We start from the raw sequence: 13,468 nt of genomic DNA, 5'->3' as shown, positions 1-13,468 counted from the left end.
GATGTGCCAATGGGCTTGATGAATTTCCGGCCTTGTCTGTAGCAGTCACCGGAAACCTGGTATCTATTTTCAGCCAGATTTGCTGGTGCGATTGTGTTGTTAGAGCATTCGATCGGGGCACCATTCAGTTTGCAAATGACTTTATCAATGCCCGAACCACCTGTGTCGAGGCGCTGAGAACAAGTTTTGGGTTCTGATCCGTTGAATATTGCCCAGGAGTGCTAATCCAGGTGACAGTTGGAACTTGATTGTCAACGAGCCAAGAATAAGCGGCCGGCACAGAGGTGTTTCCCCTCCATCTACGGCAACAACTTCGAATTTTGAGAGCCCGCCGAAACTGGATAATTAGACCCCGAACTGCAAGCTTGAAAGGAGCCACTATCGATTCGACACTTAAATGCCGTGACCGGATCGTTACCATCTTTCCCTCAAATTCAAATTTAGCCGACAGACGATTGTCAAAAGGATTTGGAGTTGAAACCAGGGTTATTGAGGGGCCGTTAGGTCCACGCGCCATTTGTATTCTTTCCAGTCAGATGCATTTCCAGCCTTATCTATCGCCTTCATTCTTGTTGTGTAATTTCCATCGGTTAAAGCGGATAACTCAAAGCGCCATTTTACAGCCTAACTTCTTGATTCGTAACGGGCTGGAAGCACAAAATATCCTTCACGCCAGCGAGATTGTCTGTCGCAGAAAGAGTGAACTTTGCCTGTCGCTTCCGGTAACTACAGGAGGCGTCTCATTTAAAGTGACGATGGGTGGAGTCCAATCGACGAGCCAAGAGTGATTTATTGCTTCAGATATATTTCCGGCTCTGTCTTTCGCTCTGACACTAAATACGTATGAATTTTCCTGCGGGATAGCCTTTGAAACGGAGAGAAGAGCAAGGCTGAAAATCGAGACTGTCGATTCCGGCACACTCAATTTCAGATAGTCCTGAGAGAGAATCTTTGGCCAAAATACTGAATTGTGCTTGTCGACTGGACGTAATGGATTCCGGAGCCCGAGAAAAAGGCAACAGAAGGACCTACATTGTCGTGCACAATACCGTCACTGAGGCACTCTGATTCAACTCCTGCACGTGTCTTGAACTTCACGTAGACTGAAGTTAAACTATTCTCCTTCTCTAAATCCCAAGGCATGAGTGGTTTCAAATTCTCCCAATCTCCGCCCGATGAGCAGGTTGGGTCATTTGTAATGTACATCTCTGATGCCCCATCCGCTGCGATATCAAGCCAAACGGCCTTGGACTGAGTAAATTCATCACCACGATTAATGAGAATGCCGCCACTCTGGTTGAGCATGGCTATCACCGAAGATCTGTCGGTGCTAAACCGCTGCTCCGCGCAGTTGTTGAAACCAAAAGTTAAAGTGAGTCCAACGATGGACCAAAGCACAATATTAAAATGCACGTACAGTCATAGGCTATTACTCCAAATTGGAGGGGAATCTTACACCTTACGCTGGCAGCAATATTCCTGCCAGCAAACAAATTCTAAGCTCGTATAGACTGAATGGCATGTCAGATAGCTAACACTGTAAATTAATTCTTCGATCAAACGTCTCATTCTGAATCAATACTGAGGCAAATTGAATCTAAAATTTAAATTACCATTTCAACAAGAGTCTCAACTTGAGTCCATTTTCTGTCGATAAGGAGCATGAGCTGCAGTAAATAAAAGAGGCAATTTTTGAAAGTAGTTATTAAGAATATGAGAAATATCCTCGGAAAAAGATGGCGACACGGAGTTCTGGGGTTACTGACAGTCTCCTTGATGTGGTTCAATAATTGCGGAAAAGTCTATGAACCAAAATTGGTTAGCGCTTCATGCAATCAGACGAAACTCGTATCACCAGATGAGTTAGACAAGCTGATTCACGAAGCCCACATGTTGTCCGAATCTACCCAACGCATCAGGTGTCCTGGATTTTTTGCCGTATTAAAAGACGACGATTCCAGTCCTGTTGCTCAAGTCAGAGCCAAGCTTGCGACGAACGATTGCAATCAAGGAGGTCCTCCAGTTGATCCAATTCCTCCGTCACCAGATGAAATAAAGGATCGAATTATTAAGGAGCTTTTGCCGAGAGCCAATCCGCAAAACATCCGCAATTGGGTGGTTAAGATGAGTGATAATTCATTGTGGCCAACGAGATACCACCTCTCTGCGAACAACAATGCCGTCTCAGCATGGATCCAGCAAGAGTTTCAAAAACTGGCGGCCGGACGGGCCGACGTGAAAGTCACATTAGTGAGTCATCAGAATACCCCTCAGAAATCAGTAGAAGTATTGATCGGAGGGACCGGTGCCAACAAAAGCAAATTCGTTGTGTTAGGAGGACACCAAGACTCAATAAATGGACAGGGAAGTAGAAATAATCCTGAGGCAATAGCGCCAGGCGCTGATGACAACGCTTCGGGAGTTGCCTCACTGCTTGAGGCCTTTAGAATAATGATGGATGGAAATTACTATCCAGATGCGACCATAGCATTTTATACTTACGCGGCCGAAGAAGTGGGTTTAGTTGGAAGTCAAGAAATCGCTCGCTCCTATGCGAATGCAAGTAAAAGTGTATTGGGTGTCATGCAGATTGATATGGCCATGTATTCTTCACGAGGAAAAACCAAATATTCTTTTTATAAATGATTTCACAAGTTCCGCATTGACAAAGCTGGCCTCTGATTTAGCCAAAAATTATCTTGGCCTCACTGTGAACAGCATGACCTGCGGCTACGCATGCAGTGATCATGCCAGTTGGACCAAATATGGATATCCTTCGTTCATGCCGGCTGAAGACGATGTCGAAGCGAGTATTGATCGAATCCACACGGCAAATGACTTGGCAGACAGTCCGATGAAAGAGGACTATGCCACAAAATTTTCTCAACTGGCCGTCGCATTTGCCGTATCTATGGCTGGATCAAAATAGTTGACGGATTCACTCCATTCGTCAGATTATATTTGCTATTGAGATAGCGAGGCCAGGTTTTTTTCACCGCTTGAATTCTTCAAAAACAATGGAGGCAAACAATGAAACGCACTCATCAAATAGGTGATTCAATGGTGGCACACCCTGTAACTGTTTCGCCAGACGTCGGAATTGTTGATGCTCATGAAATCATGCGTGGCTGGGGCATGAGACACCTGCCGGTGGTCGTTGGAGATGAAATCGTGGGCGTTCTCAGCGAAAGGGATATTTACCGATCAATTTCCATTAAGGGAACCAACAAATTCAGCGTTCGAGAGGCCATGAGCGATAGTCCCTATGTTGTCTCTTCCGGATCTACTCTGAAGGAAGTGGTCAATGAGATGGCAAAAAATAAATATGGTTGTGTGCTCGTGAAAGGATTAAAGGGAGGAGTTCGTGGTATTTTTACAAGAACTGATGCTCTTTATGTTCTATGTCAATTGTTGTCAGACCCAGAAGATGATTTTCGGATTATGAATATAGAGGACTATCTCACACATCATCAGAAACTAGCTGTATGAGGTCAAAATTGCTTTTATCCTTCTGAGCATTGTGCTTTGTTTCACGAATACGCTGGCCAAGGATGCAGGTCAGAGTCCTCCTCCAGGCAAAAGTGATAAATTCACTTCATCAAAGGACGAGGAGAAAAACATCACTGCTGATCAGGATCTCCGGTCCGTCATGCATGACTTCTATAAAAGATCATTGAGATACGACCGATCATAAAATCCTTGGACACGTTTAAATCCAAAGAAAATCAGGAGCAGGTTAGGTCTGCCTTAGGCATATTTCTGTCTCGATTGACAAAGATTAAAGATAGTCCCGGTTTTAATGGAGAAGATCAAGCTGCCACGGTTGGACTGTTCCTGCAACACTTGACGGATACGCGAAACTTGTTCGACATAGGAGAAATCGAGAGAGCTTACCATGGAGTGCGTCAGTCGACAGAATTTTGTTTTAGCTGCCACACTCGGATGCCTCAAGCTGAGAGATCCTCAATTGGATTGGAAGCAGGATATTAAGGCTCAAGATGCAACCAATGCCCTCATCACTGCAGACTTTTATTTTATTACGCGACGCTATGAATATAGCATGAATATTTATGATCATCTTCTTCGCTCATTTCCCCATACCGTCCTCGTCTCTCAAGATATCCGTGGTGTTTACCTGCGGAAACTTTTGGTTTTCGCAAGGGTTTGGAGAAATCCTTCTCTCGCAGTTGTCAATTTCGGTGAAGATCTGAAGAATAAAAAAATTGCCAGTCGGTATGCGACGCGAAGTCGAGATGTGGCAGAAGTCTTTTGCAGAATGGGAGAAGCAGGAAAAGTCAGACAGAAGCGCCGACTGGAATCGAAAAAAACGAACTTCCTTTGCTCTAAAAGTGCTCTCCGAGATGGAGGGTTACCGCGGCCCTTCGGATTCCCAGCCCTTTCTTGTGAATCTATTGAGATCTTCGGGACTCCTTTACGAGGACTTCCTCAAGGCAAAAAATTCTGATGAAAAAGCTGAAACTTTATTTTATCTCGGGAAAACCGAAAGAATTCTTAGTCAATCTTCTTTTGCACTGCTTGGAGATTTGTATCTCAAGGAGTGCGTTCGTTTAGCTCCGCGTTCTTCCTGGGCACCTCGCTGTTTGGGAGAATACCGGACCTATCTTGAATGGAGATTTCCAAGCTCAGCATCCATGCCTGAGGACGTTAAATCCGAGCTTAAAAAGCTGGAAGACATCCTAGCTCAGGGTAAGGGGATTCCTTCTAAATAGATAAATGAAGGCATTTCGATTTTTATTGGGGGTAGTTCGGTGCGACTCAAAGCAGGGGCTTGGGCAAGTTTTTATTTTATTTTGGTGCTTGGATTGACTGTTATTGGCCACTTCGGTGTCGGGCCAATTCCACCCTTGATGCGAAGATTCTTCCCTTTTCAAGGGATCTGGCGAGGAGAAAGTCAGAGGTTTAAAACGTTATCTATTCGAGATGCCGCTCTTCGGAAACGAAGTGCAAGTGGTCTATGATACGGCTGGGATTCCTCATATATTGGCTCAAAGCGATGAAGACCTCTATTGGGTTCAAGGGTACATAACAGCAAAAGATCGCCTCTGGCAGATGGATTTTCAGTCACGGGTCGCTGACGGATCCTTATCCGAGTTGATAGGTGAGAAAGCCAAAGCCATAGACGAGTATTTTGTTAAGCTGGGGATGAGACAGGCAATCGCCGCTGCTGAAAAGGAATTGAACAGTGATACAATCACTCGCCAACCATCCAAATCCTACGTGGAAGGAGTGAATGCTTACATTAACTCTCTTGCGGAGGATGATTATCCCATCGAATATTTTCTGACGAGGACAAGGCCTCGACTGTGGACATCACGGCAAATATCGGCCTTGTTGGAAGCTCATGGCTTTTCGTCTTTCGGGCTACAGTGACGATTTGGTTTTGACGAGATATTTGCAAAAATATGGACATGAAAGTGTCGAAAATCTATTTCCAGAACATCTTTCTTTGGAGATTCCTTTTGCAAAGGTGAGAACGAAAAACATTCTTCATCCTTCTGGGCCAAAGGAAAAAGTATTTGTGACTTCTCTCAAAACTTTTCCAGATTCGTTTCAACCGATTCCAGGTAACGGCAGCAACAACTGGGCAGTCAATGGATCCAAGACCAAATCTGGATATACCTTGCTTGCCAATGATACGCATTTATCTTATAGCCTGCCGTCAATTTGGTATGAAATGCAGCTAAGTTCGCCTGGTATTTCTGTGTATGGAGTGACGATACCTGGTGCTCCGGGCATAATTATCGGATACAACGAAAAAATTGCTTGGGCGACAACAAACGCCTCTACTGATGTAATGGACTGGTATGAGATTGAGTTTCGTGACGAAACAAGTGAAGACTATCTGGCCGACGGCCAATGGGTTCATCCAATCATTAGTTCTGAATACATCACAACGAAGGGAGGGAAGGGAGAAAGAAGTAAGATCGATATTCTCTGGACGCATTTAGGCCCTGTGGTGCACAGAGAGGGGAGGATTGGACTGGCACTGAGATGGGTGGCACAAGAGTCGAGCAACGAACTGAAGGCACTCCTGAATCTCAATCGGTCTCAGAGCTTTCAGCAATGTCTGAGCTCACTTGTCGATTTTAGATCTCCAGCTCAAAATTTTATTTGTGCGGACGCTAATAATATCAGTATTAGACACAATGGGCGCCTGCCAAAGCGACAAAATGGCCAGGGTAAGTTTATTCTCGACGGACGGTTTTCCAAGGAAAAACTGGCAGGGCTGGCTGTCCTCCGAAGAAGCCCCTCAAGAAATTAATCCAACATCAGGCTTTGTTCATTCAGCGAATCAGCGTCCTGTCTCTCGAGCTGGATCCAGTTACCTGGGATGGAGTTACCCAGAAGCATTTCGTGGCAAACGAATTGTCGATTTTTTAAAAACTCAAGAAGTGGGATTTTCTTGACAGTGTTGAATCGGTCCAATCTTCTCTCTTCTCGTTTTGGTGGAAACATTTTGAAACCCTACTTTGGGAGGATGATTTTGGTTTTTCAAAAGCAAAACTCTATCCTTCTCGAGATCGAACATTGAAGCTGCTGGAGAATATTCTCTCTAACGATCAACATCCAGATCGTCGTTGGGTTGATAATTTGCTGACTTTGGAGCAGGAGGACATTTCTCGTCTTCTTCAGTTCGCTTTGAAAAATGCAGTTGAAGAATTAAGAAATCAGTTCGGAGGTGATTTTCAAAATTGGGAGTGGAGCAAAGTGAGACCAACTAAGATCGATCATTTGAGTCGCATTCCTGGTTTGGGAGCCACAGAAAATATTATTATGGGTGGCAGCCAATATGCGGTCAATTCGAACAAAGGTTACCATGGTCCGACCTGGAAAATGGTTGTCAGCTTTGAACCCCAGCCCAAGGGTTTGGGAGCATTTCCTGGTGGAGTAACTGGAAATCCATTTGATCCTGATTATCAGCGCTTTGTAAAATCTTGGTCTGAAGGTCATTTGAGGTCGTTCAAATTTTTTCGCAAATCAGAAGATTTCGCAGGGGATTCTCGTCAAATTCTTATCTTTTTACCGAAGAGGGGAGCGACATGATTTATTTTCTAGTTATTTTAGTCATGATTACTGGGATATTTCTTCCTTGGTGGTTCTGCGGGTTTATCTGCTTTGCCTTTGGTTGGTTTGCCAATTCTCCTCGCAAGACACTACTTGGATCTTTTGTGGGGGTTTTTGCAGCCTGGGTCATTGCGGCCCACTACTTTGATATTAACAATGCCTTATCGACAAGCCACCGATTGTCCCTTCTGCTTGGCTTGCCCCATTTTGTGTTAGTGTATTTGGTGGTGGGTTCGATAGGTGGAGTCTACGGCGCCTTTGCAGGGCTTTGTGCGGTCTATTTGCGACGACTTTTCACTCCAGCTGATGTTTGCCCTGTCAATTTTGCTGAAGCTGAAAGAGAAGTCTTTTGAGCTGAGGAATTTTGAACATGAGAACGTTTGTTTCCTATCAACTCTTTGTTTTGCTGACATCCTCGAATATTTGCGGGTGATCGATTGGGTTGGATTCGATCTTCTAAGCCATAATGGGATACAAGGAGGATGTTTTTTTTGCATGAGCCACTGGCTAAATTATATGAAGATTCTTCTTGATCCTTGCTCACACTATATCCACAATCTCTTAAAGAATATTTTTCCTTTTTTCGAGGTTTCCGAAGCTCCCATTCGGGATTCAGTTTAGAAACATAGACATCTATTTTCTTGCATTGGTTTTCTATCATGTCCCACTCATATCGGTCAGCCTTGCTCAACATAAATCCGCAGGCTTCATGGTTTGAGGCGGCCCGACCATTAGACTTGTAGCAGACTCCCTCGGAGTAGAAATAGATCTCCCCGCCAATAGCAACAGATGGAGAAAAGTAAGAAAAATAAATGGTGCTAGCCGCCAGCAGAACACCTCTTAAAAATCCTGGTCCAATAAAAGGAATTTCACTCTGATCCATACCGAACTTCATTGCCCACACCCCACTTACATCTATTTAGCGCAATAATCGTTCCCGATTCGAGTGGAAGTTATCTTTGTAACCAATTGAAATGACATGGAGTCTAATATTGAAGGCTCTTGAATTCTGATTAGAAACGAGTCAATTGTTTGATACTTGGACGATCTCAAAATGAGAATGACAAAGTGCAGTTTTATAAATTACAATTACAAGCCGACAATTGTTCAATTTTCAATTAATATACTTTTTCCGTTAAGGACCCAATCAGGTTTGCCGATCTGATAATATGTCGGGCCGCAGTAGAATTTTAAGTGCTTTCATTCTTTTACTTTTTCTGTTGCTACCAAACGGTAGTTACTTTTCTTCGATGGTTGAGTCGGCATGGAAGAGGTCCGGATTGCGGGAGCCAGCATCTGATGCAGTGGAAAATGGTCGCGACTATGGACAAAGCGACGATAAAGACTTTGAGGATTCCTATGATCGGTTTCTCAAATTTATTCCTGATGAAAATCTGAGAAGAACACTTTCTTCCTATCTGGCTGAAGTTTCCCAGATCCATTCCGGCTCAAATGAGAGTATTGAGGTCAGTAATCAAAAAACATTGGATAAGAACTCGTGCTTGGCTGAGATAGCTGGGGAATTCTATCTAGATTTAATGAAGGAGGATTTGCTGCGAACTAAGTCCGATATTGACCGAAGAGGTAAGAATTCACCCTTTGGAATGTCGCTAGATGAAGAAGCGGGAAAGGGCTTCTGGAAAAATCAAAAATCTGGATTTCTCTGGACCAAATTGATGGAGATCACTGATAATAACCCAAATTTAGCTTTTGCGATTATTAAGATGTGCGGGCACGATAATGCAATTTACCAAAAGCCGCATCTGAGCGCTCATCACCCTTCCTTTCGTCGATTAAAACAGCGCCAAGTGAGAATATTAGAGTTTTTCGAAAGATCTTGGCAGGATATCCCCGAAGGCATTAAGGAATGGTTGGAAGATGAAAAAAAATCAAATCACGTCGGATTCGGCTGTCTAGCAAACTCGACGTTATACCTTCCAAAAGCATTGGGTTTTGACCTCGACATAAGTCCCAATTTGAAAGCCAAAATCGGGAGATTGCAGGCACCTAACAGGGGACTATCTTCTCTGCCTGCAAAACATTACCATTTACTTGCAGCTGCAGCCACTGGCTGTCTTTTTAAGCAGGAGACTGGATATAGTTTTATTGGTTCAAATCTGACTCGCGCGGGGGCAAGACTTTATCGAGCAAAGTCGTTGGGCGGGAAATGGCTACAAACCCAGCCTCCCTCCGACCTCAAGAATTGGGATTCGCTCACGCCGCAGTATTTTTCAGACGAAAAAATCCGTTCTCTGATTTTATTACAAAAAGAAACAGATCCTTCCAAACTCAGGTTGGCAACAGAATTTGACACTTACCTCAAAGATCTTCTGTATATGCAAGATAAGGATGAGTTTGAAAAAAAAAGCATGAAATACTGGCGCGAGTACATCTGGGCTAAAGTCTCTCGCAGAGATGCTGCTAGGCTTTGGAAAAAATGGTACAGAAAAACAACTCTACCTGGAGTCGGTGAAGTTTGGTTGCCCAATCGCGCTCGTCGCCCTGAATTTGACGATGATAGGGTTTGGAATTCGAATCCCCTCCAGCATTTGTCATCTCGTGTTACAACCCCTGAGTGCGATGAGAAGTGGACCAAAGATCGTTGCCTTGACGCAATTGCCGTTATGGAGACCTGGGAAGTAGATTTTGAATGGTCACAAGAAGCACATTGGGTTGGAGCAAGGTTTGGAGAGAAGAACTGCCGCAAACTTGAGTTGAATGAATCACTGGAAACTTTTGCTTGCTCGGCGCTGGCAAAACGAGCCAAAGAGGCGGGAGGGCCGCAAGTGACTCCTTCCCCGCAAAAAAACTCGTCTGGCTCCGATGCGACTCGCTAGGTTTCTAGTCGACAGCGATCCTTCTTTATTCCAATCCCACATCCAGCTTGTGGTCAATTCGGAAAATTCTCCATCCATTGACTTTGTCTTTCAATACCTGGCTCATGAGTTCAATCACTCTTTCTTTCGTCAGTGATTTCAAGCTTGCTAACAAACTGCCTCTCACCGTATCGGGCAGGTCGAGGTCAAACCAATAACTCAGCCTTCCCATGCTTTCTTCCATGGACGAAAGCGGGCGTTCGAGTTCGTAAATCATTGCGTTGCGGAAATCCTCGAATTCCTGATCTGAGATTTGACTAAAATCTTGTATGGCATGATCATTTATCCAGTCTGTCATAGCTTTCTCAACAGCATCTAGATTTTTTGTGCTTTGTATCGAAAAAAGAAGAGAAAGTCCTTGGGCTGTGGACTTCTGCGCTGCGCCCACTGAATAACCCCACTCTTGCTCTGTCCGTAGTTCCTTGAAAAAGGCTGGACCGATAAAAGTCATAAATATTTTTGCTGAAGCCCATTTCTCAATTTCTTGAGTCCCTCCGAGCTCAGCTTCCAGTCTCACGACACCTCCTCCTCCACGTCGAGTTGAGGTCATGCGCTGCACTTGACCAGCAGTAAGAGCAGGAGTTTTCACGAGTTTGGGTGCAGCGGCATTGGACTGCGCAATCAAGGAATTCTGCAAAAAATCCTGACTCCATGCCCTGGCTTCATCTGACAATAGTTCTCCGTGAGCTAAAACATTTGCATGAGAATTTTTCATCCATTCCCTTGTCTTAGCGACAACCTCCTCAAAAGTAATCTCACGCAAAGCCGAGGCCAATTGCTCAATGGTCAAACCATAGAAGACTCGCAAATACCATTCAAACCGAGCCTGGTCGCTCGCCTCTTGAAGATCAGAAGTGTCAAGCTTATGCAAATAGCTTTCTTTCCGGACAGAAAATCGAATCGGGGTTACGTCCAGTTGTCTGATGGCATTGCTCATTTCGTTGAGAACAAGCGGGAGAGATGCCCGAGGGCCAAATGCGGCAAAGTCCATTCGATTTGAGGCCATGGGAACAAGATTAGGCGTGGAGGATCCCGCATTGATACCTGCTGCCCATGCCATTTGGGTATTTGCTGACAGAGATTCAGAAACGAGAATTTTCGACAGAAACAACAGCCCAACTTCTCTCGCATTCTGTGGAGCTGGAGTGATAACTTCAATCCTTAAGCCCACCTTAGCCTGCTCGAATGAATCTTCAGGACGATAAATGAGGTTTGATCCTGCTCTCAATTCATTGCTGGGGGCCGTCGTCACTTTTAACGGAGTTCGATCATTTGAAAAGAAAGGGTTTTTCCCTGGAAGGACAAAATTTGTTGGCTCGGTGTCTGCCAGAAGCAGAGAGTCGATCGGTAAATCCGAGAGGGAATATTCGATGTCATAATGATCAGATTTGAGATCACCTGTGAAGCCAGGATCTGATATCACAATGGCCCAGCGGCTCGGCTCGAGCATTTGCCTGGCTCTTTGCTGGATCTTTCGAGCCGAAGGATGAACGGGAAAATGTCCCGCTTCTAAGGTGTATTCAGGCGGGACAGAAAGGGCAAGAGTTGCTTGCCGATAGGCAAAGTCAAAGTTTAACACACTCCGACTGTGCAAATAATCAAAAGTATCAATCTCCTTCGAACTTGCGATAAACTCATGTGGTAGGGCTTGGCGACTGAGCTGTAGCAAAAAGCCATGTGTTGTAGCGACAATCTCTTTCCATCGGCTGACTCCAGCTGGAGAAAGCTTAAACTCAATTTCAAAAAGATCTCCGGACTCTGCGAGGGGTTCATTCGTGGCGAGTACCGACTCTATCAACCCCTCTTGGATTAAATGATGGGCAAACCCACCAGGGGTGAGCTTTCTAATCGCATCTCCTAAGATTTGGGAGTTCGAAGAGGTGATCTCAGAACTATCGTGAGGCAGGCGAAAAGAAAGACCGAGTATTCTGTCTGTCAAACTCTTGACTCTTGCGACAGGAATCATGCCGGGTGAATTGAGTTTCAGAGGCGGGAGGAGAAACTGTTGAAATTTTCGTTTGGGCAGAGGACCAAAATGCTGGGTCGCCAAAGTTTCCAGTTCGTCCAATGATTGAGGCCCCGCCAGAACAAGTTTCAAATTGCCAGATACATAATGAGTATCAAAGAGTTCACGTAGATCAGTCATGCGAACATCAGCCAAGGTCTGGGAATTTCCCTGGAAGGACCGTCCGAGGGGGTGGTCCTTCCCAATCATCTTTTGAGTGATATGCCACAGTCTTCTTGAGTCTTTGCTTTTGTTGTTTTGATATTCTTGATTAACGGCGTTGAGCTCTTTCCCTATGTATTCTTCGGACAATTTGGGATCGCGAAAGAAGGCACTGAGGCGAGACAATGCCTCAGGAAACTTGTCTGGTTTAATATCAGCAGGATAGACAGTGTAATTGATTCCAGTCATGCCATTGTAGATGCCACCATTGCCTTGAACGTATCTCGAGTATCCGTCGACTTCGGGATACTCATTTGAATTGATGAAAACCATGTGCTCCAAAAAATGGAAGCTACCCGGCCGCCCCTGAGGGTCCTGCATACTTCCACTGCCCACGGCAAGAGCCACAGCGGATTTGCTTGCCTTGAGATCAGAAAATAAAATAATGACGAGGCCATTGGGTAATTTTAGAACACGCCGCCGGAGAGAATCTTTTTGTTCTCTCAATTCTCTCAACTTTGTTAACTCAGTCCTGCATTTCGGAGATATTTTCTCCATGGCACGGCCATGAAGAGCTAGGCAGGATACGCTCAAAAGAACAAAAATCCTAAGTTGGGTAAACACGAAGATGCTCCTTCTAAAGAAATGATGAATTAACGAGGGAGGTGGAAAGGTAAGGTACGCCAAATAAATTTGGTAGGAAAAATAATGCAGGAGTTTATAATAACTTTAATCTTTGATGTGAGTAGACTCTACACAATCATTCAATCATTTGACTCGTAACTATTTGTGAGAAGGCTTCGATCTGAGAAATGAGCTGCAACTTCTCCTTGCCAACGAAGGAGGGAAAGCGGGTCTATGGGCTGTTTGCGATGGATCAACTCAAAGTGCAAATGAACGCCCGAAACCCGTCCTGTTCGTCCCATCTTTCCAATTGCTTGCCCTTTGGAAACCCAATCTCCAGTTTTAACTTGAAAGCGGTTGAGGTGACCGTAAAGCGTTGCCCATTCATCATTAAATTCGATAATGATCAATTTGCCATAGCCTTTAAATCCACCTCCGGCATACACCACAATTCCACTGTGGGCCGCCAGTATTGGAGTGTTCATTCTTCCAGACAGATCAATTCCTTGGTGACTGAGATTTGAAGGAGGCCGAAATTTTTGAGTGAGCTTGGCGGAATTAACCGGCCAGTCCAACAAAAAGGTCTCACTAAAAAAGGGGCCGCCCCCATTGCGAGGTCCGGGCCTGAGATAAGGACCTTGGAACTCAGGCAAGAGGAGGTCGTAGGGCTGCACGTCGGCAGCTGATGTCGACCCTGTTGATGTCAACTCCCCTG

General features: G+C 44.8%; 13 protein-coding genes and 1 pseudogene. 10 read left to right on the top strand and 4 right to left on the bottom strand.

Annotated features, from left to right (window positions below):
* Positions 1–927: 927 nt before the first annotated feature.
* Positions 928–1,413, bottom strand: coding sequence for a hypothetical protein (locus IPL83_03220; protein ID MBK9038167.1), 486 nt, complete (start codon positions 1,411–1,413; stop codon positions 928–930).
* Between the two features lie 279 nt (positions 1,414–1,692).
* On the opposite strand from IPL83_03220, the gene IPL83_03215 reads away from it, so the two are divergent.
* From IPL83_03215 to IPL83_03175, 9 genes and pseudogenes are all read left to right on the top strand, one after another.
* Positions 1,693–2,646 (top strand): M20/M25/M40 family metallo-hydrolase, encoded by a 954-nt coding sequence (locus tag IPL83_03215; protein ID MBK9038166.1) that lies wholly within the window; start codon positions 1,693–1,695, stop codon positions 2,644–2,646.
* A gap of 16 nt (positions 2,647–2,662) precedes the next feature.
* On the top strand, positions 2,663–2,929 hold the full coding sequence (locus IPL83_03210; protein ID MBK9038165.1) for a hypothetical protein: 267 nt from the start codon (positions 2,663–2,665) through the stop codon (positions 2,927–2,929).
* A gap of 131 nt (positions 2,930–3,060) precedes the next feature.
* On the top strand, positions 3,061–3,489 hold the full coding sequence (locus tag IPL83_03205) for a CBS domain-containing protein (protein ID MBK9038164.1): 429 nt from the start codon (positions 3,061–3,063) through the stop codon (positions 3,487–3,489).
* 734 nt (positions 3,490–4,223) lie between these two features.
* Positions 4,224–4,730 (top strand): hypothetical protein, encoded by a 507-nt coding sequence (locus IPL83_03200; GenBank protein ID MBK9038163.1) that lies wholly within the window; start codon positions 4,224–4,226, stop codon positions 4,728–4,730.
* 232 nt (positions 4,731–4,962) lie between these two features.
* Positions 4,963–5,391, top strand: coding sequence for a penicillin acylase family protein (locus IPL83_03195; GenBank protein MBK9038162.1), 429 nt, complete (start codon positions 4,963–4,965; stop codon positions 5,389–5,391).
* Positions 5,363–6,283, top strand: a complete 921-nt coding sequence (locus tag IPL83_03190; GenBank protein MBK9038161.1) for a penicillin acylase family protein — start codon at positions 5,363–5,365, stop codon at positions 6,281–6,283. Before IPL83_03195 ends, IPL83_03190 begins: the two co-directional genes overlap by 29 nt.
* Positions 6,192–6,428: a penicillin acylase family protein gene (locus IPL83_03185; GenBank protein ID MBK9038160.1), complete on the top strand. Its 237-nt coding sequence runs from the start codon at positions 6,192–6,194 to the stop codon at positions 6,426–6,428. Before IPL83_03190 ends, IPL83_03185 begins: the two co-directional genes overlap by 92 nt.
* Positions 6,406–7,065 (top strand): annotated as a pseudogene (locus IPL83_03180) (penicillin acylase family protein). The gene IPL83_03185 and the pseudogene IPL83_03180 overlap by 23 nt, the downstream one beginning before the upstream one ends.
* Positions 7,062–7,439: a hypothetical protein gene (locus tag IPL83_03175; protein MBK9038159.1), complete on the top strand. Its 378-nt coding sequence runs from the start codon at positions 7,062–7,064 to the stop codon at positions 7,437–7,439. The pseudogene IPL83_03180 and the gene IPL83_03175 overlap by 4 nt, the downstream one beginning before the upstream one ends.
* Here IPL83_03175 and IPL83_03170 read toward each other — a convergent pair.
* Positions 7,364–7,981 carry a hypothetical protein gene (locus tag IPL83_03170; GenBank protein MBK9038158.1) on the bottom strand — a complete coding sequence of 206 codons (618 nt, stop codon included), beginning with the start codon at positions 7,979–7,981 and terminating at the stop codon, positions 7,364–7,366. The two genes, IPL83_03175 and IPL83_03170, sit on opposite strands and share 76 nt — an antisense overlap.
* Positions 7,982–8,366: 385 nt before the next feature.
* On the opposite strand from IPL83_03170, the gene IPL83_03165 reads away from it, so the two are divergent.
* Positions 8,367–9,923 carry a hypothetical protein gene (locus tag IPL83_03165; protein MBK9038157.1) on the top strand — a complete coding sequence of 519 codons (1,557 nt, stop codon included), beginning with the start codon at positions 8,367–8,369 and terminating at the stop codon, positions 9,921–9,923.
* A 25-nt stretch (positions 9,924–9,948) separates the two neighbouring features.
* Here IPL83_03165 and IPL83_03160 read toward each other — a convergent pair whose 3' ends face one another.
* Together IPL83_03160 and IPL83_03155 are read right to left on the bottom strand one after the other, a co-directional pair.
* Complete coding sequence (locus IPL83_03160) at positions 9,949–12,753, bottom strand: insulinase family protein (GenBank protein MBK9038156.1); 2,805 nt, start codon at positions 12,751–12,753, stop codon at positions 9,949–9,951.
* A gap of 140 nt (positions 12,754–12,893) precedes the next feature.
* Complete coding sequence (locus IPL83_03155; GenBank protein MBK9038155.1) at positions 12,894–13,460, bottom strand: M23 family metallopeptidase; 567 nt, start codon at positions 13,458–13,460, stop codon at positions 12,894–12,896.
* Positions 13,461–13,468: the final 8 nt, after the last annotated feature.

This window comes from Bdellovibrionales bacterium, assembly GCA_016716765.1.
Classification (GTDB): Bacteria; Bdellovibrionota; Bdellovibrionia; order Bdellovibrionales; family UBA1609; genus JADJVA01.
This window is presented reverse-complemented; position numbering and strand designations above follow the sequence as displayed.